The organism is Gilliamella sp. BG7, from assembly GCF_046635565.1.
GTDB classification, from domain to species: domain Bacteria; phylum Pseudomonadota; class Gammaproteobacteria; order Enterobacterales; family Orbaceae; genus Gilliamella; species Gilliamella apicola_P.
On the sequence record NZ_JBIDFB010000002.1, the window covers coordinates 207541 to 233794 of the forward strand.

The window sequence follows — 26254 nt, forward strand, 5'->3', positions numbered from 1 at the left end:
AATATTTACTTTTCAACTTTAGTTGTAACGGGTATATTACTATGTTTAAAAATCTATCGTTTTATATGGAAGCATAAATGAAAAGTACTGCAGAAATTCGTCAAAGTTTTCTTGACTTTTTCCGTGACAAAGGACATGAAGTTGTCGCAAGTAGTTCCCTTGTTCCACACAATGATCCAACACTATTATTTACCAATGCTGGAATGAATCAATTTAAAGATGTATTCCTTGGTGTTGATAAGCGTTCTTACACTAGAGCAACAACATCGCAACGTTGCGTTCGTGCTGGTGGTAAACATAATGATTTAGATAATGTTGGTTACACTGCTCGGCATCATACATTCTTTGAAATGTTAGGAAACTTTAGTTTCGGTGACTACTTTAAACATGATGCAATACATTTTGCATGGGAATTATTGACCAGTAAAAAATGGTTTAACTTACCTAAAGAGAAGTTAACCGTTACCGTTTATGAGACAGATGACGAAGCATATGCAATATGGGAAAAAGAAATCGGTATCCCTAAAGAACGCATAGTACGTATCGGTGATAATAAAGGTGCTCCGTATGCCTCAGATAACTTCTGGCAGATGGGGGATACCGGCCCTTGTGGTCCTTGTACCGAAATTTTCTATGATCATGGTGATCATATTTGGGGAGGACCTCCTGGTAGCGCAGAAGAAGATGGTGACAGATTTATAGAAATTTGGAACATTGTCTTTATGCAATTTAATCGCCATCCTGATGGCACAATGGAACCACTACCTAAACCGTCTGTTGATACAGGTATGGGACTGGAGCGTATTGCTGCAGTTTTGCAACACGTTAACACTAATTATGAAATAGATCTGTTTAAGAAATTAATTAATGATGCAGCTAACGTTATTCAGACTAAAGATTTAGAAAATAAATCGCTACGCGTTATTGCCGACCATATTCGCTCTTGTGCATTCCTAATTTCGGATGGTGTTTTGCCTTCGAACGAAGGGCGAGGCTATGTATTACGCCGCATTATTCGCCGCGCAGTGCGCCATGGGCACATGCTAGGAGCAAAAGATATTTTCTTCTATAAACTAGTTAAACCACTAATTGATGTGATGGGAAGTGCAGCGATTGAATTAGAAAATAATCGAAAACTAGTCGAAGACGCACTCAAAATTGAAGAAGAGCAGTTTTTGAAGACACTTGAAAGAGGATTATCCTTATTAGATCAGGAATTAGCCAAAATAACAGGTAAAGTTTTACCTGGAGATATTGCTTTTAAACTATATGATACTTATGGTTTCCCATTAGATCTAACGGCAGATGTGTGTCGTGAAAAAAACATTACTATCGATGAAGATGGCTTTAACCAATGCATGGAAGAGCAACGAAAACGAGCTCGCGAATCAAGCTCATTTAATGTTGATTATAGTAATGTTATCAAACTTGATGATAAAACTGAATTTTTAGGTTACCAAGCAACAGAATCATCAGGAAAAGTTATTGCTATATTTAAAAACGGTCAAAAAGTCGAGAATATTCACGCTGGCGATGAAGCTATTGTCGTTTTAGACAAAACACCATTTTATGGAGAGTCTGGTGGCCAAATTGGTGATAAAGGCTTACTAAGTGCAGCTAACCTTGAATTTAGTGTTTTTGATAGCCAAAAATATGGTAACAGTATTGGTCATATAGGACAAATCATAAAAGGTTCTTTAAAAGTTGGTGATAATGTCACTGCTGCTATTGATGTTGAATTACGTGAACGTATTCGCCGTAATCATTCAGCTACGCATCTATTACAAGCTGCTTTACAACGTATTTTAGGTAACCATGTTCATCAAAAAGGGTCTTTAGTTAATGATAGCTATCTGCGTTTTGACTTTTCACATAATCAAGCCATTACGCCAGAACAAATTATTGAAATAGAGAACTTAGTAAATCAACAGATTCGTCATAATTTACCAGTAGATATTGAGCTAATGCCAATTGATAAGGCTAAAAATAAAGGCGCAATGGCTTTATTTGGTGAAAAATATGAAGATATCGTTAGAGTTCTGACAATGGGCGATTTTTCAATTGAACTTTGTGGTGGTACTCACGTAGATAGAACTGGTGATATTGGTTTATTTAAAATAATATCAGAATCAAGCATAGCTTCTGGTGTACGCCGTATTGAGGCAACTTCAGGGCAAAATGCAATAGATGTGATACATAATGAATCCAATTTATTAACTCAGATTGGACAACTAACTAAAAGTGATAAGTCGGCAGTTTTAGTGCGCATTGAGCAATTGATCGATCAAAATAAACAGCTTGAAAGAACAATTGAACAATTAAAAGCACAGAGAGCTAGCCAAGAAAGTGCACAACTACTTAATCAATGCGAAAAAATCAATGGTAAAAATTTACTAATTGCTAAACTTGATAACGTTGAAGCAAAATTATTACGAACGATGATTGATGATCTTAAAAATCAATTAAAGACAAGCGTGATAATTTTGGCCGCCGTCAATGGTGATAAAATCAATTTAGCTGCTAGTGTAACCAACGATTTAGTCAATATAGTTAAAGCTGGAGAATTAGTTTCCCAATTAGCTTTAAAAATAGGTGGTAAAGGTGGTGGGCGACCTGATTTTGCTCAGGCAGGTGGAATGGATCTCTCAGCATTACCAGAAGCTTTATCTTCTGTGAAAAAAGAAATCAGTAATAAATTACAAGCAAGTTAGCCAGATATGCTCAAATATTTGTTAGTTGAATATTAAGTGTTTCTGTAATATTCCGTCTTTCTGTCTTATTGATGGGGGCTGACGAAGCTATATATTAAAATTGTTTGAATATACTTAACTGATATTAGGAGATCTAATGTTAATTTTAACTAGGAGAGTAGGTGAAACACTAATAATTGGTGATGATGTAGTTATTACTATCTTAGGCGTGAAAGGAAATCAAGTCAGAGTAGGTATTAATGCACCTAAAGAAGTTTCTATTCATAGGGAAGAGATATATAACAAAATTCATCAATCACAAGATACAAATGATGAATTATTGGAGCCAAGAGAGTAATATTGAGTAGTAAATAAACAACTAGCACGCGTAAACAAAAAAATGTTTGACTTATTTTTTGTAAAACGTAATATGTGCGCCACACATTATGATTTTGTTGTTCAAGCAAAGTCATAATGTATTGGTGAGATGGCCGAGAGGCTGAAGGCGCTCCCCTGCTAAGGGAGTATGCGGTCAAAAGCTGCATCGAGGGTTCGAATCCCTCTCTCACCGCCATTTAATAAATTAAAGTATGCATCCGTAGCTCAGCTGGATAGAGTACCCGGCTACGAACCGGGCGGTCAGGGGTTCGAATCCCTTCGGATGCACCATTTTAAATAAATTCAAAACGCATCCGTAGCTCAGCTGGATAGAGTACCCGGCTACGAACCGGGCGGTCAGGGGTTCGAATCCCTTCGGATGCACCACTTTTTTAACGAACTTACACGCATCCGTAGCTCAGCTGGATAGAGCACTCGGCTTCGAACCGAGCGGTCAGGGGTTCGAGTCCCTTCGGGTGCGCCATTTCGGTTGAATCCCAATATAATTCTAGTATACTAAGCTCACAAATTTTTATATTGGTAAATCAATCTACTTTTAATTTATATGTTCTCTTTTCTATAATAGAATAACGATAAAGTAGAAACATATTTCCTAGTTAATAATAATGGACATTATTTATGTTGGACCCAAATTTACTCCGAAATGAATTGGATGTTGTTGCTAATAAATTAGCACGTCGAGGATTTAAATTAGATGTTGATACGATTCGTCACTTAGAAGAAAGACGCAAAGTATTACAAATTGAAACCGAGAACTTACAAGCCGAACGTAATGCTCGTTCAAAAGCAATTGGTGAAGCCAAAGCACGAGGCGAAGATATTACCGCTGTCCGTGAGGAAGTCAATAAACTTGGTGAAAAACTCAATAGCGCTAAAGCAGAGCTTGATATCCTACTAAGCAAAATTAGAGATATCGCTTCCACTATCCCAAATATTCCTGATGCCTCTGTTCCCGACGGAAAAGATGAAAATGATAATGTTGAAATTTCTCGCTTTGGCACACCAAGAAAATTTGATTTCCCAATTCAAGATCATGTTGCATTAGGAGAACGCTTTGGTGATCTTGACTTTGCAGCAGGGGTAAAACTCACAGGTGCTCGTTTTGTGGTCATGAAATCACAAATAGCACGCTTACATCGTGCGATTACTCAATTCATGTTAGATTTACACACAGAACATCACGGTTATGCCGAAATTTATGTTCCGTATTTAGTCAATCAAGCGACACTTTTTGGAACAGGACAATTGCCAAAGTTTGCTGGTGATTTATTTCATACTAAACCGCTTGATGAAGAAGCTGAAAGCAGTAATTATGCGTTAATTCCAACTGCCGAAGTGCCTGTAACTAATCTTGTGCGCGATGAAATCCTTGATGAAAGTGTATTACCTTTAAAAATGACAGCACACACCCCTTGCTTTCGCTCTGAAGCAGGATCTTACGGTAAAGATACTCGCGGCTTAATCCGTATGCATCAATTTGATAAAGTAGAATTAGTTCAAATTGTTAAGCCTGAAGAATCGATGAAGGCATTAGAAGAGTTAACTGCTCACGCAGAAAAAGTATTACAATTACTTGAATTACCATATCGAAAAATTGTGTTATGTACTGGCGATATGGGCTTTGGCTCTTGTAAAACCTATGATCTTGAAGTATGGATACCAGCTCAAAATACATACCGAGAAATTTCTTCTTGCTCAAATATGAGGGATTTCCAAGCTCGCCGAATGCAAGCTCGTTATCGTAATAAGGCTGATAATAAAACATATTTAGTACATACACTAAATGGTTCTGGTCTAGCTGTTGGACGTACACTTGTTGCTATTATGGAAAACTATCAACAAGCAGATGGTTCAATTAAAGTTCCATCCGTTTTAGTACCTTATATGAATGGTGTTGAGTTTATTAAATAACTCACATTATCTTAGAGAATAGCGCTATCTATTAGCGCTATTTTTTTATTAATAAAGGTGAAAAAAATGATAAAAGGTGTAGCGCTTTCAATACTGGCATCATGTCTCTTTGGGTTACTTTATTACTACCCAGTTTTGTTACACTCCTTATCTGTTGTTGATATTTTTTGTTGGCGATTACTAACTTCATTTCCTACAATAGCTATATTAATCATTGCAGGAAAACAGTGGTCAGTTATAACTGCACTTTTTAGACGAATAAAACAACAACCACTTTTTTTATTAGGGTTATTATTTTCTTCTGTTTTGCTCACAATACAGATGATGATTTTTATTTGGGCACCACTTAACGGACATGGGTTATCAGCATCGCTAGGTTATTTTTTATTGCCACTAGCAATGGTGATTTCTGGGAAAATTTTTTATAAAGAAAAGCTCAGCTTCTTGCAAAAAATAGCTGTTGCACTTGCAATATTAGGCGTTGCTATTGAAATTTACATCACTGGTGCTTTCTCATGGGAAACCGCTGTTATTGCTTTGGGGTATCCAATCTACTTTATGACAAGGCGCAAATTGCGAATAGATGGCATTGTGGGCACGTTTTCTGACTTTTTCTTTATCTTCCTAGGGTGCCTTATATATTGTGCCTTAAATTATCGTTTAGACAAAATAATTAGTGATCTTTCTGATTTCCCGATTTACATACCAACCTTGGGGATCATCACGGCTATTGCTTTTGCAATCTATTTTGTTGCAAGTCGCTTACTGCCTATGGGATTATTTGGTTTATTAGGATATGTAGAGCCAGTACTACTAACAGTTATTTCTATACTGTTTTTGCATGAGAAATTTTCATCAGAACATATTGTATCATATGGATTTATTTGGTTATCTGTTTGCATTCTAGCTTTTGAGGGTGGGATTTTTGTTATACGTGCAATAAAACGAAAAAGATTACAATAGATACAAAAGAGGCACAATTGAATGCGCCTCTTATCAAACAATCTATCAACTATTTACTAAATGTAACATAATGACCATAGCTTTCTAAAATACCTTGGATCCTATCAAGGGTTTCTCTTGGTGGAGCCTCAACGCCTTCCAACTTATATTTATCACCAATCGTATCCCATTTATAAGCACCTAGTTTATGATAAGCAAGTAATTCTACACGCTCAATATTATCCATCCCCTCAATAAATTTACCAAGCAGATGTGCGGAATTATCATCATCAGTCCACCCAGGAACAACAACATAACGTATCCAAGTTCGCTTATTAATTTTTTGCAAATATTTAGCAAATTCAAGAACTCGTTTATTTGACACTCCAACTAATTTTTGATGAATTTCATCATTAACTTGCTTTAAATCAAGCATGACCAAATCTGTTACCTCTAAAAGTTCATCAACAACATGGTCGAGTTGCCTTGCATAACCATTAGTATCCAAACAAGTACTAATGCCTTCTTGATGACAAGCTATAAACCATTGAGTAACAAACTCAGCTTGTAACGTAGCCTCACCGCCCGAAGCTGTCACACCACCACCATTGGGCATAATAAAACTTTTGTAAGAAACAATCTCTTTCATAAGCTCATCAACGGTGACCTCTCGACCAGCTTTTAAATCCCATGTATCACGATTATGGCAATACAAGCAACGCATTAGGCAACCTTGAAAAAAAACAATAAAACGAATCCCTGGACCATCAACAGTACCAAAGGATTCAAAAGAGTGGATACGGCCTTTAACAGGCGACTTAGTTGTCATAATAATATTTTGTTGTTCCATAGATAATCTCGAATCATTGCTCATATGACTTTTTAATAATTTTAACTCCACTATCGTCAAACTTAAACCAATAGTATTAATCGCCATGAATTATATTTCGATTAATTATACTGGATAAATATCAACAATATTAAATTATTATCATCGTATTAATATTTAATTAAAGTTGGCAAAATAGTGTTCGTGCTGATAAAAAAATAGCGCCCTTAAGGACGCTATTTCAATTAATCTAACAATTAACTAAACTAAATTTTTTGCGTAAATGTACGATTAATTACGTCATTTTGTTGTTCTTTAGTTAATGAGTTGAAACGCACCGCATATCCAGAAACACGAATAGTTAATTGTGGATATTTTTCAGGATGTTCCATCGCATCTAATAATGTATCACGATTTAATACATTAACATTTAGATGTTGACCACCTTCTACTGTAGCTTCGTGATGGAAATAACCATCCATTAAACCAGCTAAGTTGCGTTTACGCACATCATCATCTTTACCTAATGCATTTGGAACGATAGAGAAAGTATAAGAAATACCATCTTTAGCATAAGCAAATGGAAGTTTAGCAACAGATGTTAATGAAGCTACCGCACCTTTTTGGTCACGACCATGCATTGGGTTAGCACCTGGTCCAAATGGCGCACCAGCACGACGTCCGTCTGGAGTATTACCTGTTTTCTTCCCATAAACAACATTTGATGTAATGGTTAATACAGATTGTGTAGGAGTTGCATTACGATAAGTTTTAAGTTTTTGAATTTTCTTCATAAAACGTTCAACTAAATCAACAGCGATATCATCAACTCGTGGATCGTTATTACCAAATTGTGGATATTCACCTTCAATTTCAAAGTCAGTAGCTAAACCATCTTCATCACGAATTGCTTTTACTTTTGCATACTTAATCGCAGAAAGAGAGTCAGCTGCAACTGAAAGACCAGCAATACCACAAGCCATAGTACGAATAACATCACGATCATGAAGCGCCATTAATGATGCTTCATAGCTGTATTTATCGTGCATATAGTGAATTGCATTTAATGCTGTTACGTATTGTTTTGCTAACCAATCCATAAAGTGGTCTAAACGAGCAAACACTGTATCAAAATCTAAATATTCATCAGTGATTGGAGTCTCTTTAGGACCAACTTGCATTTTTAATTTTTCATCCACACCGCCGTTGATTGCGTATAGTAGAGTTTTAGCAAGGTTTGCACGCGCACCAAAGAATTGCATTTGTTTACCAACAATCATTGGGCTTACACAACATGCAATAGCATAGTCATCATTATTAAAGTCAGGACGCATTAAATCATCATTTTCATATTGTAATGATGATGTATCGATAGATACTTTTGATGCGAACTCTTTAAATCCACTTGGTAATTTTTCAGACCAAAGGATTGTCATGTTAGGTTCTGGAGATGGCCCCATTGTATATAAAGTATTTAAGAAACGGAAAGAAGTCTTAGTAACTAATGTACGACCGTCAACACCCATACCAGCGATAGATTCAGTTGCCCAAATTGGGTCACCAGAGAATAATTCATCATATTCTGGCGTACGTAAGAAACGAACCATACGTAACTTCATAACAAAATGGTCAACAATTTCTTGAGCGTCTTTTTCTGTAATTAAACCAGCTTCAAGATCGCGTTGGAAGTAAATATCAAAGAAAGTCGAAGTCCGACCTAATGACATTGCAGCACCATTTTGTGATTTAACCGCAGCTAAATAACCAAAGTATGTCCATTGAACTGCTTCTTGTGCAGTTTTTGCTGGGGCAGAAATATCGAAGCCGTATTTAGCTGCCATTTCTTTAATTTGGCCAAGTGCACGATGCTGTTCAGCAATTTCTTCACGACGTTGCATAATCATTGGAAGATCAACACCGTTTTCGAAATCAGCTTGTAGTGAATTAAATTGTGCAAATTTATCTTGCATTAAGTAGTCGATACCGTAGAGCGCAACACGACGGTAGTCACCAATAATACGACCACGGCCATAAGCATCAGGAAGACCAGTAATAACACCTGATTTACGGCAACGAAGAATATCTGGAGTATAAATATCGAAAACACCTTGGTTATGAGTTTTACGATATTCAGTAAAGATTTTTTTGACTAAAGGATCAAGCATTCTGTTATAAGCTTTACAAGAATTCTCGATCATTTTGATACCACCAAACGGAATAATTGCACGTTTTAATGGTTTTTCAGTTTGTAAGCCAACAATTTTTTCTAAATCTTTTTCAATATAACCTGCATCATGAGCAGTAATTGTCGAAATAACACTTGTATCAAAGTCCACAGGGGCATGGGTAGCATTTTCAATTTTAATGCCTTCCATTACTTTATCCCATAACTTAGTTGTGGCTTCAGTTGCGCCAGCTAAGAAAGACTCATCGCCCTCATATGGCGTGTAGTTTTTTTGAATAAAATCGCGGACATTAACATTATTTTGCCAATCACCATCTTTAAATCCTTTCCAAGCTGCTGCTTGTACTTCGTTTAAATTACTCATAATTTTCACCTCAGGTTTACAAAAATAGCTATTTACCCTATTACATATTAGGGTAAATATTATAAAATCAATGTGGCTTACGTAAATATAAAGCCCAATAAGGTAGTGCTACAGCTAAACCACCTAAAATATTCCCAATTGTAACTGGAATTAAATTTTTAAATACAAAATGCGATATAGTTAACTCTTTAAATGCATCTGCCGACACACCAGCTGCTTGCCAAAACTCAGGGGACGCAAAGTTCTTAATCACAATACCCATAGGAATCATAAACATATTTGCAATACTATGCTCAAAACCGCTGGCAACAAACATCGCAACAGGTAAAACCATAATTAGCATTTTATCAAGTAAACTACGACCAGCGTAACTCAACCAGGCGGCCAAACAGACCATTAGATTAGCTAGAAAGCCAAGACATACTGCCTCAATAAAGGTGTGATGTAATTTATGATCGGCGGTTTGTAAAATATTTAGTCCCCACAAACCATTAGCTACCATATACTGGCCAGAAAACCAAATAACTGTGACAAACAGTATAGCACCAATAAAGTTACCAACATAGACCAAAATCCAATTACGAATCATTTTAGTCCAACTAATTTTATGGGTCATTTTAGGTAAAATGGTCAATACTGTTGAAGTAAATAAGTCAGAACCACAACAAACAACAAGCATAAGTCCTAAAGAAAAACAAATACCGCCGACTAATTTTGCCAAACCAAAAGCAACGGTTGCTGTTCCTGTTGTTACGGTAATATAAAATACAAAAGCGATAGAAATATAAACACCAGCAAGCATTGCGGATAAAATCGTACTACACGGGTGTTTGTTTACTTTGTAATTGCCAAGGTCTTCAGCAATTTGGGTCATTTGTGCGGGAGAATATGAATCCACAAGTTTATTGGTACTCAAACTAACATCCTCAAAAAAACTAGGGTTTTATGAGACGCATAGTATACTCAAAATCTGAAGCAGATCACGTTTTTTTATTAAAGAATTTTAAAACCACAAAAAAACGCTGTTTATTAAAGAAGTTGCTAGCAGTAAAAAGTGTAATGTAACAATTTCTGAAAAAATTTATCCACACTTGATGTATTAATCTTGCTCTATTTATTTTATATATATATTAAATGGCTAAATATTGGCTGATTATGTCGCATCACCATTAAAATACGTATCACACTGTTTCAATTTTTCCCATTTATTTATGAGTAAACCGGTTGAGTAAATTTTAATATACGCAATAGGCATCACAAATTTTAACATATTATTACATGTTCCTTAACATTCGCGCTCGTTACCCGCAAAACATTCAATATTTACTACTTGCTTGAAAGAACCACACTATTCTAATCAGGCTTTTTAATACATTACAAATGGTCGGACGTTTCAACTTAAAACGTTTCAAAAAAAAGTAGTAAATATTATTATTTTTTCTTGTGTAGTCGCTCTTTTCCTTATCTGTGATAGGGTATTAATTTCAATTTTTATGTATATCCATTATTGTTGTTTCTTAAATCACTATAAACAACGCTAATAATTTTATAACTTATATTTTAATAAAAAAACAAACTTTTATAAAATCACATATTTCCCCTTTTGCCTAATCAAAGAATTATTATTCCTATCTTTTCAGAATTAACCATCACCTCATCATTTATAAGTAATGATGAGGTGATGGTTAATGATTGTTACTAGCTTATTTATTATCTAAAATCCGACTAACTTTTATTAAATAATTACGTGATTCTTTCGAGACGTGAGATGTGGCCAGTTTTCGATAAACTTGTTGTGGTGTCATTGAGTTTATGATGTTGATCGCTTCGTTGCGATCGTTAGAAAATGTGCGCAATACACTACCTGCCCCACCGTTATAAGAAGTAATCATGGCGTATCTTAACGAGATTGGATTATTGATGCCAGCTAAGTATTTGGTTTTTAGTAATGATAAGTAAGCGGTACCCATATCAACGTTATTACGTGGATCAAGTAAGAATTTTCGACTTGGTTCACCTGATTTGCCTCGTAATTTGAAAATATCACGTCCAGCGGTGTGTTGCTGTACTTGCATTAGTCCTAGTGCATCAGTACGGCTAACAGCATATGGGTTAAATGCTGATTCAACTTCCATAATGGCTAAAATCAAACGTTCATCAATAAAATAACGATTAGATGCTTCGGTTACGATTGGTAAGAATTTTTTGGCACGCTGATTTATGTGGTTAGGAACTAGTTTAATTTCAACATAAGTGATTTTATGAGAACCTGATGAGCGGGTTTTTATGTTATTGGTAAGTAGATAATCAGCAAAACTATTAGCTCTGCCACTCCAACGAATCGGTTGATGATCTTGATCTAATACCTGATTGTATAAAAATGGTTCTTGAGATAAGTCTTGACTGATTTTGTCATGGCGTATAATGTCAACTGGCTCTGACATAAGTAATGTCGAAACTATCGCTTCTTTTAGGTTTTCTATTGGTGATTCTGTCATGGTTTCAATAGTAATTACACCTGAAACGAAGTTAATATGGACGCGAGTTTTTAGGTTATCTTCATATTGAACGTAGTCTTTTGGACCTGCTATAAGGACTTCTTTAGGCCCCCAAATTTGTTCAATGTTATTAGCATATTGGCTAATTAATATATTAAAAGCATTAGTGTCTTTAATATAATAGTCTTCATCTTTTTTTGAATTCGTACTAGGACAACCTGTTAGAAGAGTTACAGTAATAATTAACGCTATGATTTTTTTATTTTTTTTCATTTTACATCTCAATTTTTGGGTTTGTATCCGTCAATAACAACTTCTTCGCCTTCAAATAGAAATTTGATCATTTCAGCTTCAATTTTTTTTCGATGTTCTAGATTCATCATATTGAATTTATTTTCGTTAATTAACATAGTTTGTTTTTTGAGCCATTCTTGCCATGCCTGTTTGGATATTTCGTTAAAAATACGTTTTCCAAGCTCTCCTGGGTAAAGTTGAAAATCTAATCCTTCTGCTTCTTTTTTTAAATAATGGCAATAAACAATACGACTCATTTTTATCTCTTTTAAGTACAATTAACAAACAAAGGCTGATTATACCTGAAAATAATTATAGATAAGAAGAAAATTATTATATTAATTTTAAATTGAATTCACCTTTAATTAGTGAATATTAATTTAAAATATTTGAATAATTATTTACTTTACACCGCAATTAGTTCGATTAAAATGATAGGAACTAGTTAATAAAATAAATAAGGATTAAACAATGCAGCCAAAAATCACACGTGAACTTTTTGATAAAGTTATTTTACCTATTTATGCACCAGCAAAATTTATCCCCGTAATGGGTAAAGGGAGTCGTGTTTGGGATCAAAATGGTGAAGAATATATTGATTTTGCAGGTGGCATCGCTGTAAATGCGCTTGGGCATTGTCATCCAAGATTAGTTAAAGCATTACATGAACAAAGTGAAAAGTTATGGCATGTAAGTAATGTTTTTACTAATGAGCCGGCTTTAAATCTTGCTCAAAAACTTATCGATAATACGTTTGCTGAACGTGTTTTTTTTGCAAATTCTGGTGCCGAAGCTAATGAAGCTGCGTTTAAATTAGCTCGTCATTACGCAATACATAAATACAATCCTTATAAGACTAAAATTATTGCTTTTTATCAATCTTTTCATGGGCGTACATTTTTTACCGTCTCTGTTGGTGGTCAGGCTAAGTATTCGGATGGTTTTGGTCCAAAACCAGCTGATATTATTCATGTTCCTTTTAATGATCTTGATGCAGTTAAAGCCGTAATGGATGATCATACTTGTGCGGTTGTACTAGAGCCTGTGCAAGGTGAAGGTGGGTTAACTTCAGCCACACCAGAATTTTTACAGGGTTTGCGGGAGCTATGTGATGAATATAAAGCGTTACTGGTGTTTGATGAAGTGCAGTGTGGAATGGGTCGAACAGGCAGTTTATTTACTTATCAACAATACGATGTAAAGCCCGATATTTTGACCTCGGCTAAAGCACTGGGCGGTGGATTTCCTATTAGTGCTATGTTAACAACAGACGAAATTGCTTCAGTTATGCATCCTGGTGTGCATGGTACAACTTATGGTGGTAATCCTTTAGCTTGTGCTGTGGGTTGCGAGGCTTTTGATATGATTAATTCTCCTGAAATACTTGAAGGTGTGCAAAAACGACGTGCTGTATTTATTGAGCAATTAGAGGAAATTAATGATAAATTTAAATTATTTCGAGAGTATCGTGGGAAAGGGTTGTTGTTAGGTGCAGAGTTACAGCCCAAATTTCACAATAAAGCTCGTGATTTTTTGAACGTAGCATCCGAATTTAAAGTGATGATTTTAAATGCCGGACCTAATGTTTTACGCCTTACCCCATCACTAATTATTTCTGAAGATGAAATTAAAGAAGGTATGACTCGATTAGCAAAAGCTGTGGAAAAAGTTGTCAATTCTTAAGTTTTTCTATACAGTAACGGCATTTTAGTCAATTAAATGCCGTTGCATTTAAAGGATACTTATTTATGACCAATATTCACCCATTAAATTATGCTAAAACTCATTTTATTTTGAGTGCACCTGATATTTCTCATCTACCTATTGATAATGGTGTTGAAATTGCTTTTGCTGGCCGTTCTAATGCTGGTAAATCAAGCGCTCTTAATACATTAACCAATCAAAAAGGACTTGCTAGAACGAGTAAAACGCCAGGTCGAACCCAACTTATTAATCTTTTCGAAGTTGAAGAAAATTGCCGTTTAGTAGATTTACCCGGTTATGGCTATGCTCAAGTGCCAGAGGCGATAAAGCGTAAATGGCAAAAATCATTGGGTGAATATCTGCAAAAACGTGAGAGTTTAAAAGGTTTGGTTGTATTGATGGATATTAGACACCCGTTAAAAGATTTAGATCAACAGATGATTGAGTGGGCGGTTTCTGTTGATATCCCTATTATGTTACTGCTTACTAAAGCTGATAAATTAGCTTCTGGCGCTCAAAAAAAACAAGTTAATATGGTGAAAGAAGCCATTTTACCTTTTCAAGGAGATATTACTGTCGCTCCTTTTTCATCACCTAAGCGTATTGGACTTGAAGCTCTAAAACAAAAATTAGATGAATGGTTTAGTTTGCAATAAAGGATCATTCAATGAATAGTTCAACATTTTCGTTTCAATCTTTATCACCAGATTTAATTATTGATAGCCTATCTTCAATAGGATTGAGTATAGATTCTGGTTTGACTGTGTTAAATAGTTATGAAAATCGTGTTTATCAATTTCAAGATGAAGATCATAAACGTTATGTGGCTAAGTTTTATCGACCAAATCGTTGGGATCGTCAGCAAATTCTTGAAGAACATCAGTTTACTAAGCAATTAGCTGATGCTGAGGTTCCCGTTATTACGCCATTAACATTTAATAATACGACACTACACGAATATCAAGGTTATCTGTTTACGTTGTTTGCTAGTGTTGGAGGGCGACAATATGAGATGGATAATATCGAGCAAATGGAATCTGTGGGTATGTTGCTTGGTCGTATCCATCAAATTGGTGCTAAGCAGACATTTTTACATCGTCCAACTATTGGATTAGAAGAGTATCTTTATCGGCCACAAGATATCTTGCTATCTAGCGCTTATATTTCTAAAAAAGTTCAAACTGACCTTAAAGATATTTTAGCCCAGTTAATAAAAACTGTTGAACAGCATTGGCATAACGATTGGCAGCCTATTCGATTACATGCCGATTGCCATGCGGGTAATATTTTATGGCGCGATAATGCAATGTTTGTTGATTTTGATGATTCTCGTAATGGCCCTGCAATTCAAGATCTGTGGATGTTACTGCATGGTGATCGTCAACAGCAACGTTTACAGTTGGATTTATTGATTGAAATGTATCAGGAGTTTTGTGAGTTTGATCATCATCAATTAAAGCTTATCGAACCTTTAAGAGCGATGAGAATGGTTCATCATTTAGCATGGATTTTAGAGCGTTGGCAAGATCCTGCTTTTCCTATCGCCTTTCCATGGATTACTGATGAGGATTTTTGGCGTCAACAATTAGCTGAGTTTAATAAGCAAATTGATGCAATTAAAGCTCCTGCAATACAGTTAATGCCAATGATGTGAATATAAAGCGTATTAATTGAGTAGTTTTAATAATTCGTTTAAATTAGGTTGGTTTGTGACTAACTTCTCTTTTTTTTGTTTAGAAAGCTGTTTTATTTTTATTCGGTACTCAAGCCTGAGCGCCATCGATCTGTCACCAATATAGATTTGGTACACAATAGTTAAATCTTTTTGCCCTTTTAGATGCTTTGCACCTTTGTTGGTTTGATGTTGGTGAAGCCTTCTTTCCACATTTGTTGTAATACCAGTATAGAGTGATTTTTTTGCTGTTCTAATAATATATAAAAACCATTCGGATGAGCTATTAGACATAACTAACCAATAATATAAATTCAATTATTTAACCATAATATCATTTTAATGGCATAGCAAATATTCATCACTTTTTAATTAATATTAATCGTACTACTAGTTAAACGTTACTGTTTCATTTACTTTAACGCAGATAATGTTTAAGATAAGTCAACTTTTTTGATGTATTCTGGGATAATAAAATTTGAATAACTTTGCAAAGATTATTGAAGTTCAACGTGGCGATATGAAGTTCGCCTATGTGCAAAATGACGAAATCAATTATTTAGAACTTTTTGACCAATTTTTGGCAGAAGAAGGACATCATGAATTACTCGATCCTAGCGATAAATTAGAGCGATATACTTATTTAATCGATCATAATGAATCAAAATTTATTTTTAAAATTGATGGCGGTGTTGAGCATCGTTTAGAGCGTCGTTTAATCGCCAAAATTACAGGCGACTTTTATTTCAATTTGATTCGTAAACTCGCCAAAATATCACTTGATAATGCCGATATTGCTTATGAACTGTATTTGGTTGCTTTTGATCAAAAATCTAAACGCCATTATATGATTTTTAATTTTATCGAAGGACGTTCTTTAAAGTGGGAAGAAATGAAAGAGTATGGCGAGCAAGTTAAAAACTGTATTGAAAAACTGCACAGTTATAATTTAGTATCTAATGATATTCATGGCGGAAATTTTATCTTAACGCCTGAAGGAAAAATCAAGGCCATCGATTTAACGAACTCAGGGTTTATTTGGTTAACTAAAGCCAATGATGCAATCGAGCTGAAAGAACGCTTTGATATCAAAATTAAGGTTCCTTTTTTGGCAATGACAATTAAAAAGTTTACTCATGGGTTTAAACGATTGTCTCGGAAGATCCGAGGGAAAGAAGATTAATTATTTTACCATGGTGAGAGTATCATCATTCACAATGGTAATTGATGTTTGTATCTGGCCTTGGTTATTAATGCGTAATCTTTCAATTAATCTATAATTTTAATTTGATCTGTATTGATCATTTTAAACACTCGTAAATCAATAGGTAAATAGCTAGGATAAAGCTGCCTCTATATTTCAATTTATGCAATCCAAATTATTTAATGACTTACATTAATTACATAATTAGTTATATAACTTTCTTATTCTTCTGATTTTTATATCCATGATTATACTGATTGTACTTTTGAAATAAATTAGGAGTGCAAGAGGTTATATTATGAGCATGATGCAAAAATTAAAAGAAAATAAACTTTATATAGGTTCTTTACCTTTACCTATTTTCGTTGTTTGTTCCATCATCGTTATTATCGCTGCCCAATTAGATATGCTACCAAGAACATTAATTGGAGGCTTTGCTGTTATTTTGCCATTAGGTTGGTTTTTAGGAACGCTTGGGCAAAATATTCCTTTTTTTAAAAAATTTGGTGCACCTGCAATTTTATCTTTAATTGTTCCATCACTGTTAGTTTACTATGGTGTTTTTGACGAAAATACTTTAACTGCAACAAAAATGTTGATGAAAGATTCTAACTTTCTACTTTTTTATATTGCGAGTTTAGTTTGCGGTAGTATTTTAGGTATGCATCGGGTTATTTTAGTTCAAGGCTTTATTCGGATGATGATTCCGATGTTACTTGGTATGTGCCTAGCCACATTGGTTGGTGTTTCAGTAGCCGTTGCTTTTGGTGACACTTGGAGGCATGCTTTTTTCTATACTGTTTCGCCTGTTATGGCTGGTGGTATTGGCGAAGGTGTTTTGCAACTATCAAACGCTTATAGCAATATTCTTAATCAAAATTACGATTCATTTGTTAGTGCGTTAATTCCTGCAACTGTCGTAGGTAACTTTTTTGCCATTACCTTTACCGCCATAATGAGCAGAATTGGAGAAGTCAAACCAAATTTAAGTGGTCATGGTCAATTAGTGAAAATTGAATTTGATGGTTTAGCTGATGCTTTAAAAGGAGATAAAATGCCATTAGATGCTAGAGCTATGAGTGGTGCTGTTATGATTTTAGCTACATTATTTATCTTTGGTATGATTTTAGAAAAGATTACTCACTTTCCTGGGCCTGTATTAATGATTATTGCAACTGCTGTTGTGAAGTATTTTCGTTTATTACCTGAAAGTGTGGAGCGCGGTAGTCAACAATGGTATAAATTTATTTCAGGTAATTTTACTTTTCCGTTAATGGCTGGATTAGGTTTGCTATATATTGATTTGGGTAGCGTTGTTAATGTGTTAACTATCCCTTATTTTATTACAATCATTTCTGTCGTGTTTACCGTTTCTATGACAGGATTTATTTGTAGTTTTTTCTTAAAAATGTATCCGGTCGAAGCATCAATTATTTCTTCATGCCAAAGTGGTATGGGAGGAACTGGGGATGTGGCAATACTTTCTACCGCTAATCGAATGAATCTAATGCCTTTTGCACAAGTAGCAACTCGATTAGGCGGTGCGCTAATGGTTATTTGTGCCACAGCATTGTTGCGCTATCTAAATATGTAATAAAAAATGATAAGCTATTATTAGATAATTAGTTTTAAAATAAATTGTTATATGAAAACATAATATTAAAAAGTGATTTTAATCTTTATTAAAAATAATTTGAAGGGAATAATTATGACAACAGTTCAAGAAAAAGCATTAGCAATTAGTAAACAAATGCATGGAAAATTAGAAATTCATTCAAAAGTACCAGTAAATTCTATGGCGGATCTGAGTATCACTTATACCCCTGGCGTGGCGGCAGTCTGTACAGAAATAGCTGAAAATCCTGAATCTGTGTACGAATATACAAGTAAGCGTAATTTAGTTGCAGTCATCACTGATGGTTCTGCTGTATTGGGTCTTGGGAATATTGGGCCAGAGGCAGCTATTCCCGTGATGGAGGGCAAAGCGATATTATTCAAACAATTTGCTAATGTAGATGCAATTCCTTTGTCATTAAATACTCAAGATCCTGATGAGTTGGTTAAGCATATTGCGGCTCTAGCCCCTTCTTTTGGTGGTATTAATCTTGAGGATATTAGTGCTCCGCGATGTTTTGAAATTGAAAAACGTTTGCAAGAAATATTAGATATACCTGTATTTCATGACGATCAGCATGGAACGGCTATTGTTGTATTGGCTGCATTATATAATGCATTAAAAGTTGCCGGTAAAAAGATTGAGTTTGTCAAGGTTGTTATAAATGGTGGTGGCGCAGCAGGCTTAGCCATTGCTGACATGTTATTAGCAGCTGGTGTTAACAATTTAAAAGTAGTCGATAAGGTAGGTATTTTATCTGAGGATGATGATTCATTACCGCCACATCATTTAGCAATGGCTAAAAAAACCAATCATGAAAAACAAAAAGGGACGTTAGAAGATGCGGTAAAAGGAGCTGATGTATTTATTGGTGTTTCTGCTCCCGGTGTATTAAAACCTGAATGGGTTTCAACCATGGCAGAAAAATCGATTATTTTTGCAATGGCTAATCCAACCCCTGAAATATTCCCTGAAGAAGCAAAATCCGCTGGTGCTTATATTGTTGGAACTGGACGTAGTGATTATCCAAATCAAATTAATAATGTTTTAGCATTCCCAGGTATTTTTAGAGGAGCTTTGGATGCAAGAGCTAAAAATATCACACTTGAAATGCAATTAGCTGCAGCTAGAGGTTTAGCAAGTATTGTGTTTGATGATAAATTATCGACGGAATGTATATTACCTAATGCATTTGAACTCAATGTTGCTAAAGTTGTTGCTGAGAGCGTAAAAAACGCTGCAAAATAGATGTACTATTTGCTAGTTAAGGCGTATTAATTATAATCTGCTAATTATCTATTTTATTAGCAGATTTTTATCATTTTTAGGTTAATATAAATTCACAATATTGCTGTCGAAAGATCTATGAAATGAAATACTTTTTTAATCGGTTAACACTTAAATTTAAGCTGATAAGCTTGTTCTTTTTAGTTTTTATGTTATCAGCCATAGCTGAAAATGTCTATATTATCCAACTTGTTAATAATGAATATTTACAAACATCTCGCCAACGAGTTGAAAATATCGCTAAAATTATTTCTTCTTCAAATAATACAATAAAAAGTATACAAACACCTACTTTTGAAAATTTAGCTCTTCTCCAAAATAAAACCGAAAAAATACGAAGATTAACACAAGTTGATTTTGTCGTTGTTTTTAATATGCAGGGAGTACGACTTTCTCATCCTGATAAAAGTAAAATAGGATTGTCTATTGTTGGTGGCGACGAACACAGAGCATTAAAAGGGGAATCTTATACATCAATTGCCAAAGGAACTCTCGGAAATTCGGTGCGTGCATTTAGTCCTATTTACAATGATGAGCATCAGCAAATTGGTGCGGTATTAGTTGGACAAACACTACAAAAAATTAATCAACTTGCATCAAGAACAAGTCAATCAATTTGGTTATCTTTGTTCGCATCATTAGTCGTGGCAGTTATCTTATCTTTATTGTTATCTCGCAATATTAAAAAAATATTATATGGTCTTGAGCCTACAGAAATGGTGCATTTATTTGAGGAAAGAGACGCTATAATCAGAACAGTTAAAGAAGGTATTGTTGTCATAAATCGGGAGGGTTACATTACACAAATTAATAATGAAGCTAAACGTATCTTGCGTATTAATAGTAATAAAAAAGATGTAATCGGGGAACAAATTGTAGATGTTATTCCAAATACTCGTTTGCATGATGTAATGGTTAGTGGGATTGCTGAATATGATTGTGAACAAAATATAAATGGAGTAGTTATTCTAACAAATCGAGTCCCTTTACTTGTTAATGGTTCATTAGTTGGTGCTATTGCCTCGTTTCGGGATATGACCGAAATGAGACAATTGGCAGAAAATTTAACTGGAGTAAACCGTTATGCCGACGCCTTACGTTCACAATCGCATGAATTTAATAATAAATTGCATGTTATTTATGGTTTGGCGTTTAATAATAATAAACAAGAGTTAATTGATTATCTTGAAAAGATTATTGGTAATCAGCAAGCTGAATCGAAACTTGTTACTCAAGCAATCAAAGATCCTATTATTTCTGGTTTTTTAAATAGTAAATTTAGTCGAGCTAGAGAATTGGGAGTAAGTTTGTCGTTTAATATTAATGGAGAATTATCTCCAATTACAGATATTTCAATTACTCACTCTTTAATCACAATCCTCGGTAATTTAATTGATAATAGCTTAGAAGCGGTACAATTTTTAGACAATAAGAAGATAAATGTCAATTTGGAAATTAATAATGATACTCTCCAAATTGAGGTTAATGATAATGGTGAAGGTATTTTTGATGAGGATACTCAATACATCTTCCAAAAAGGGTATTCAACCAAAGGCGATAATCGTGGAATCGGATTGTATTTAGTATTAGCCAGTATTGATGAACTTGATGGGCATATTCAATTATGTGACCTAAGTAATAAAAAAGGAGCCTGTTTTAAAGTATTATTACCACTAAAAGCGATTTATAGGGAAAAAGTAACTCATGGTTGATGTTTTAATTGTTGAAGATGATCCTATGGTGGCAGAACTTAATAAGAAATATGTACAAATGGTACTTGGTTTTAATTTAGTCGCTAATGTTAGTAATGGTGAACAAGCCCTACATTGTATTCATGATAATCATATTGATCTTATCCTACTTGACGTATTTATGCCCAAACTCAATGGGTTAGAATTATTACAGCATATTCGTATTAGTTATCCAAAAATTGATATTATTATGGTGACCGCTGCTTGTAAAACCAATGAGATTCAAGCAGCTCTACGTTTAGGTGTAATTGATTATATTGTTAAACCTTTCACTTTTGAGCGTTTACGCACCGCATTAGTTTCTTATCAGGAGCGTGTTCGTTTGTTATCATCGTCTAAAATATTAAATCAGCATCAATTAGATGATCGGATTTTTGCTAAACCGACTACTCATAACAAAGGGTTGCCTAAAGGTATTGATAATCTGACCTTACAAAAGGTTCGAGAGGTTATTATTCAGTACAATTGTGATTTTTCAATGAGTGATATCGTTGAATTAATTTCGTTATCTCATATATCACTAAAAAAATATCTCGATTACTTAGAGGAACTTGGTGAGCTTAAAAGCCATTTAACTTATCTGTCTATTGGTAGACCTGTTAAACGTTATATTTATCAAAATATAAATTATAATCTCAGGTAAAGTATATCTATTATAAATACAGTAAGAATCTTTTTGTCATCACTACATTTAACATTCTAAACAAGACGTATTTTTTATTAATAATCTATGATAGAAATAAAAAATATTTAAATAGATAAATTAATTTTACATAGTTATCTCATCTAATGATAAGCTAAAACTCGGAATAAAAACATCTAAAAAGTAATTCATTTCAGGGCTATTACGTTCAGATAAAGTCTTTTTTAAACGCTGTTCTGCTAATCTAAACTCATTATTGCCCGCACTGAGTTCTTCAATCGTTTTAAGATAAGCACATAATGCATCGGCTTGTTTTACAATACTTTTCTCGGCTTCATCATAAAAATCATCATCAATTAATGTTCTAAAATCATCTTGTAACTCTTTAGGCAACATATTGATAAGTTTATGCTGTGCTATTTTTTCAATCTTTTTATATTCAACCGTTATTTGTGGATTGTAATACTTTGTTGGTGTTGGTAAATCGCCTGTTATCACTTCCGAAACATCGTGATACATTGCCAACAATGCAATTCTTTCTGGATTAACATTTCCATTAAATTTCTTGTTTTTAATTATTGCTAAAGCATGTGCAATAAAAGCAACTTGTAAACTATGTTCTGATACATTTTCAATTCTTACGTTACGCATTAAAGGCCAACGATTAATTAGTTTTAATCGGAATAAATGAGCAAAAAAATGGCTGTTATTCATATTACTATCTCTTTAATTAAAATAAAAACGCTCCTATTAAAAATAGGAGCGTTTATAATATAAAATGTTACCTATTATTTCACGCGAGAATAAGCTGTTGGGTACCCAATGCAAGTGGTACAGTTTGCTCTTCTGTAAATGTCACGTATTCCCACGCCTCTTGTTTCGCTAGCAATGCTTGTAATAATTGGTTATTCAATGCATGACCTGATTTATAACAAACAACTTCACCAATCATATTATGTCCATTCATATATAAATCACCAATGGTATCAAGCATTTTGTGACGTACAAACTCATCTTCAAAACGTAAACCATCTTCATTAAGCACTTTATAATCATCAACGACAATTGCACAATCTAAACTACCACCTAGGCATAGACCTTTAGATTGTAATGCTTCAATATCACGCATAAAACCAAATGTTCTAGCACGGCTGATTTGACGAATAAACGATTCAGACGAAAAATCTAGTTGATAACGTTGTGAACTACTGTCGATAGCCGGATGTTGAAAATCAATAGTGAAATCCAGTTTAAAGCCACTATAAGGTCTTACTTCAGCCCATTTATCACCATTTTCAACTCGAACTGTTTCTTTTACACACAAAAACTTTTTAAATGCGTTTTGCTCAGCTATACCAGCATCAAGCAATAAATAAACAAACGGACTTGCACTACCATCCATAATTGGTATTTCAGGGGCATTAACTTCAATAATAAGATTATCAATACCAAGCCCTGCTAATGCAGCATTAATATGCTCAACAGTAGAAATACGAACATTATCTTCATTTATCAAACAAGTACAAAGCATTGTATCACGCACAGACTTCGCATCCACGGGAAAATCCACATATGGATTTAAATCAGTACGACGATAAATAATACCTGTATTTTCAGGCGCAGGACGTAATGTCAAAGTAACCTTTTTGCCGGTATGTAAACCAACACCAGTTGCTTGAATAGTCTTTTTTAATGTTCTTTGTTTCACTTTGCACCTACTTTTTTGTTTGTTCTTACTGATTTCGACAATAAAAAATCAAATAAGTTCAAATTTACTTTAATTCGCTTGCTTCCGTATGAAAGCAGGAATATCTAAAATTTTATGATCTTCAAGAGGAGAAGCTGTTGGTTCATTAACAACTTTAGCTAATTTATCTTCCTGTTGTCCCAAAGGATTACTTTGACCAAATAATTCATTGCGTGACACTGGTTTAGGCATTTTAACTTCTGGACGTTTATCCATACCAATACCCGTTGCAACCACTGTTACTCTAATTTCATCAGACATATCAGGATCGAAAGTTGTACCAACAACAACTGTAGCATTATCAGAAGCAAATGCTCTAACTGTACTACCTACTGTTTCGAACTCTTCTAAACCAAGATCTAACCCAGCTGTTACATTAACTAATACACCTCGGGCACCAGATAAATCTATATCCTCAAGTAATGGGCTAGAAATCGCCATTTCAGCAGCTTCTTCAGCTCGATTATCACCACTAGCTCGTCCAGAACCCATCATAGCATATCCCATTTCAGACATCACGGTTCTTACGTCAGCAAAGTCAACATTGATATGACCAGGTTTAGTAATAAGCTCAGCAATACCTTGTACCGCACCTTTTAAAACACCATTAGCTGCAGCAAATGCATCAAGTAATTTAACACCTCGACCTAATACTTTTAATAATTTATCATTCGGAATAGTAATTAGTGAATCGACATGTTTTGCTAATTCACAAATACCTTGCTCAGCAAAAGCCATACGCTTCTTACCTTCAAAGCCAAAAGGTTTAGTGACAACAGCAACTGTTAGAATCCCTAGTTCTTTTGCTATTTCCGCAACAACAGGTGCTGCACCAGTTCCGGTGCCTCCGCCCATTCCAGCTGCGATAAAAACCATATCAGCCCCTTCAATTGCTCCACGGATGACCTCTCGATCTTCCTCAGCAGAATTTCTTCCGACTTCTGGATTAGCACCTGCACCAAGTCCTTTAGTAACATTAGTGCCGATTTGGATAGTTTGACCTACTTTAATTCTTTTTAAGGCCTGCGCATCTGTATTTGCTGCAAAAAATTCTACACCTTCAATATGTTCAGCAATCATATGCTCGACAGCATTACCACCGCCACCACCTACACCAATAACTTTAATGACTGCTGCTGGTTCATCATCTGCAACCATAGGTTCAAACATAACTTATCTCCAAATTTACGATCTGCGGATATTGTACAGATAATCGTCTACAATGTCCACGAAGTTCTTGAAATATATTAGCTAAAATTCTTTTTTAAACCATCCGGTCAATCGTTTAGCTATCCCTTTTAATGATGATTTATTACTATCTTTACCATCATCATTTAATAAACTTTGTTTTCCATAATGCAATAACCCTATAACAGTTGAACAATAAGGTTTTTGAACATAGTCGGTTAATCCTGATATATTCAATGGCTGACCAATACGAACTTGATTCTGAAAAACTTTTTCAGCACACTCAACCATTCCTTTTATTTGAGCCGCACCACCAGTTAAAACAATACCTGCAGCTAATTGATATTTGATATTCTGTTTTTTAAGTTCATCTTGTAATACAAGTAATTCTTTTTGTACCAACGCAAGAAGTTCTGAATAGCGTGGTTCAATTACATCAGCAAGAGTTTGTCGTTGCAATGAACGAGAGGGTCTTCCACCAACACTTGGAACATCGATAACTTCATCTTTACCAATTAACGAGCCTACAGCACAACCATAGCGAATCTTAATGTTTTCTGCATCCATAGGTGGTGCGCCAAACGCATATGCAATATCACTAGTAACAACATTTCCAGCGTAAGGAATTACAACAGAATGACGTAAAGCACCACCTGTATATACAGTTATATCCATTGTACCGCCACCCATATCAATTACACAAACACCAAGCTCTTTTTCGTCGTCTGTTAAAACCGCATAACTGGAAGCCAATCCAGAAAAAATAAGTTGATCCACTTTCAAACCACAACGTTCTACTGCCTTCACAATATTTCGAGCCATATCATTATGACAAGTAATTAAGTGAACTTTGGCTTTCATCCTTACTCCAGATAGACCAATAGGATTTTTAATACCTTCTTGCAAATCAATAGAATATTCTTGTGCAATGACATGCAAAATACGGTGCTCATCTAAAATTCTGACTGATTTTGCTGTATGAACAACATTATCAACATCCTCTGTGGTTACTTCTTCATCTTCTATTGGCACCATACCTATTTCATTTTGGCAACGGATATGTTTACCAGAAAGACTTAAATATACTGAGGATATTTGGCAGTCAGCCATTAATTCAGCTTGATCAACCGCTCGTTGAATTGATTTCACGACAGACTCAAGATCGTTCACACCACCTTTATCAACCCCTTTTGATGGACAATGTCCCACACCAATGATATTGACAATACCATCAGGAAGAACTTCACCAACAAGAGAAAGTACTTTGGATGTACCAATTTCTAATCCAACGACCAATTTTTTTTCTGTTGCTTTCATACTCCAGCCTTAAT

General features: G+C 34.7%; 22 protein-coding genes and 4 tRNA genes. 16 read left to right on the forward strand and 10 right to left on the reverse strand.

Translation table 11 applies throughout. The features are described 5' to 3' along the window. Positions 1-77: 77 nt before the first annotated feature. The 8 genes from alaS (at position 78) to rarD (ending at position 5963) form a co-directional block, all read left to right on the forward strand. Positions 78-2711 carry an alanine--tRNA ligase gene (gene alaS / locus ACGH49_RS02415; protein ID WP_411588111.1) on the forward strand — a complete coding sequence of 878 codons (2634 nt, stop codon included), beginning with the start codon at positions 78-80 and terminating at the stop codon, positions 2709-2711. Positions 2712-2847: 136 nt separating this feature from the next. Continuing rightward, on the forward strand, positions 2848-3048 hold the full coding sequence (gene csrA, locus ACGH49_RS02420; protein WP_065607777.1) for a carbon storage regulator CsrA: 201 nt from the start codon (positions 2848-2850) through the stop codon (positions 3046-3048). 123 nt (positions 3049-3171) lie between these two features. Beyond that, a tRNA-Ser gene (locus tag ACGH49_RS02425) sits at positions 3172-3264 on the forward strand. Positions 3265-3282: 18 nt separating this feature from the next. Then, a tRNA-Arg gene (locus tag ACGH49_RS02430) sits at positions 3283-3359 on the forward strand. Positions 3360-3378: 19 nt separating this feature from the next. Continuing rightward, a tRNA-Arg gene (locus ACGH49_RS02435) sits at positions 3379-3455 on the forward strand. Between the two features lie 20 nt (positions 3456-3475). Further along, positions 3476-3552 (forward strand) — tRNA-Arg (locus ACGH49_RS02440). Between the two features lie 155 nt (positions 3553-3707). Then, positions 3708-5000 carry a serine--tRNA ligase gene (gene serS / locus ACGH49_RS02445; RefSeq protein ID WP_411588112.1) on the forward strand — a complete coding sequence of 431 codons (1293 nt, stop codon included), beginning with the start codon at positions 3708-3710 and terminating at the stop codon, positions 4998-5000. A 66-nt stretch (positions 5001-5066) separates the two neighbouring features. Continuing rightward, the gene (rarD, locus tag ACGH49_RS02450; protein WP_065607773.1) at positions 5067-5963 is read left to right on the forward strand and encodes an EamA family transporter RarD; all 897 of its coding nucleotides are present in this window, start codon (positions 5067-5069) and stop codon (positions 5961-5963) included. Between the two features lie 49 nt (positions 5964-6012). Here the strand turns inward: rarD and pflA are convergent, their stop codons facing one another. From pflA to ACGH49_RS02475, 5 genes are all read right to left on the reverse strand, one after another. After that, entirely contained in the window at positions 6013-6771 is a 759-nt protein-coding gene (gene pflA, locus ACGH49_RS02455; protein WP_065607838.1) for a pyruvate formate lyase 1-activating protein, read from the reverse strand. A gap of 266 nt (positions 6772-7037) precedes the next feature. After that, positions 7038-9320, reverse strand: a complete 2283-nt coding sequence (gene pflB, locus ACGH49_RS02460; protein ID WP_411588113.1) for a formate C-acetyltransferase — start codon at positions 9318-9320, stop codon at positions 7038-7040. A gap of 67 nt (positions 9321-9387) precedes the next feature. After that, complete coding sequence (gene focA, locus ACGH49_RS02465) at positions 9388-10236, reverse strand: formate transporter FocA (protein ID WP_034914633.1); 849 nt, start codon at positions 10234-10236, stop codon at positions 9388-9390. A gap of 787 nt (positions 10237-11023) precedes the next feature. Further along, positions 11024-12091 carry a membrane-bound lytic murein transglycosylase MltC gene (gene mltC / locus ACGH49_RS02470; RefSeq protein WP_411588114.1) on the reverse strand — a complete coding sequence of 356 codons (1068 nt, stop codon included), beginning with the start codon at positions 12089-12091 and terminating at the stop codon, positions 11024-11026. 8 nt (positions 12092-12099) lie between these two features. Further along, complete coding sequence (locus ACGH49_RS02475; RefSeq protein WP_411588115.1) at positions 12100-12369, reverse strand: oxidative damage protection protein; 270 nt, start codon at positions 12367-12369, stop codon at positions 12100-12102. A 214-nt stretch (positions 12370-12583) separates the two neighbouring features. Here ACGH49_RS02475 and ACGH49_RS02480 point away from each other — a divergent pair, with 214 nt between their 5' ends. The 3 genes from ACGH49_RS02480 to ACGH49_RS02490 all read left to right on the forward strand — a co-directional run bounded on the left by ACGH49_RS02480 (position 12584) and on the right by ACGH49_RS02490 (position 15470). Further along, positions 12584-13795 (forward strand): bifunctional acetylornithine/succinyldiaminopimelate transaminase, encoded by a 1212-nt coding sequence (locus ACGH49_RS02480; RefSeq protein ID WP_411588116.1) that lies wholly within the window; start codon positions 12584-12586, stop codon positions 13793-13795. A gap of 65 nt (positions 13796-13860) precedes the next feature. Continuing rightward, on the forward strand, positions 13861-14472 hold the full coding sequence (yihA, locus tag ACGH49_RS02485) for a ribosome biogenesis GTP-binding protein YihA/YsxC (protein ID WP_065560420.1): 612 nt from the start codon (positions 13861-13863) through the stop codon (positions 14470-14472). 11 nt (positions 14473-14483) lie between these two features. Continuing rightward, the gene (locus ACGH49_RS02490) at positions 14484-15470 is read left to right on the forward strand and encodes a serine/threonine protein kinase (protein ID WP_411588117.1); all 987 of its coding nucleotides are present in this window, start codon (positions 14484-14486) and stop codon (positions 15468-15470) included. A 12-nt stretch (positions 15471-15482) separates the two neighbouring features. Here the strand turns inward: ACGH49_RS02490 and ACGH49_RS02495 are convergent, their stop codons facing one another. Continuing rightward, positions 15483-15782, reverse strand: coding sequence for a GIY-YIG nuclease family protein (locus ACGH49_RS02495; protein ID WP_411588118.1), 300 nt, complete (start codon positions 15780-15782; stop codon positions 15483-15485). Between the two features lie 184 nt (positions 15783-15966). Here ACGH49_RS02495 and ACGH49_RS02500 point away from each other — a divergent pair, with 184 nt between their 5' ends. The 5 genes from ACGH49_RS02500 (at position 15967) to ACGH49_RS02520 (ending at position 21988) form a co-directional block, all read left to right on the forward strand. Further along, complete coding sequence (locus tag ACGH49_RS02500; RefSeq protein WP_065560418.1) at positions 15967-16671, forward strand: lipopolysaccharide core heptose(II) kinase RfaY; 705 nt, start codon at positions 15967-15969, stop codon at positions 16669-16671. A gap of 319 nt (positions 16672-16990) precedes the next feature. Then, a complete protein-coding gene (locus ACGH49_RS02505) occupies positions 16991-18286 on the forward strand; it encodes a 2-hydroxycarboxylate transporter family protein (protein WP_411588119.1) in 1296 nt (431 codons plus the stop codon). A gap of 114 nt (positions 18287-18400) precedes the next feature. Beyond that, complete coding sequence (locus ACGH49_RS02510; RefSeq protein ID WP_411588120.1) at positions 18401-19555, forward strand: NADP-dependent malic enzyme; 1155 nt, start codon at positions 18401-18403, stop codon at positions 19553-19555. A gap of 122 nt (positions 19556-19677) precedes the next feature. Beyond that, complete coding sequence (gene dcuS / locus ACGH49_RS02515) at positions 19678-21306, forward strand: DcuS/MalK family sensor histidine kinase (protein WP_411588121.1); 1629 nt, start codon at positions 19678-19680, stop codon at positions 21304-21306. Then, a complete protein-coding gene (locus ACGH49_RS02520) occupies positions 21299-21988 on the forward strand; it encodes a response regulator (RefSeq protein WP_411588122.1) in 690 nt (229 codons plus the stop codon). The genes dcuS and ACGH49_RS02520 overlap by 8 nt, the downstream gene beginning before the upstream one ends. 126 nt (positions 21989-22114) lie before the next feature. On the opposite strand, the gene yfbR is transcribed toward ACGH49_RS02520, so the two are convergent. The 4 genes from yfbR to ftsA form a co-directional block, all read right to left on the reverse strand. Continuing rightward, on the reverse strand, positions 22115-22702 hold the full coding sequence (yfbR, locus tag ACGH49_RS02525; protein WP_411588123.1) for a 5'-deoxynucleotidase: 588 nt from the start codon (positions 22700-22702) through the stop codon (positions 22115-22117). Between the two features lie 79 nt (positions 22703-22781). Further along, a complete protein-coding gene (gene lpxC, locus ACGH49_RS02530; RefSeq protein WP_065607752.1) occupies positions 22782-23696 on the reverse strand; it encodes a UDP-3-O-acyl-N-acetylglucosamine deacetylase in 915 nt (304 codons plus the stop codon). 69 nt (positions 23697-23765) lie between these two features. Continuing rightward, on the reverse strand, positions 23766-24905 hold the full coding sequence (gene ftsZ, locus ACGH49_RS02535; protein WP_065607750.1) for a cell division protein FtsZ: 1140 nt from the start codon (positions 24903-24905) through the stop codon (positions 23766-23768). An 81-nt stretch (positions 24906-24986) separates the two neighbouring features. Continuing rightward, positions 24987-26240 carry a cell division protein FtsA gene (gene ftsA / locus ACGH49_RS02540; RefSeq protein WP_065607748.1) on the reverse strand — a complete coding sequence of 418 codons (1254 nt, stop codon included), beginning with the start codon at positions 26238-26240 and terminating at the stop codon, positions 24987-24989. Positions 26241-26254 lie beyond the last annotated feature (14 nt).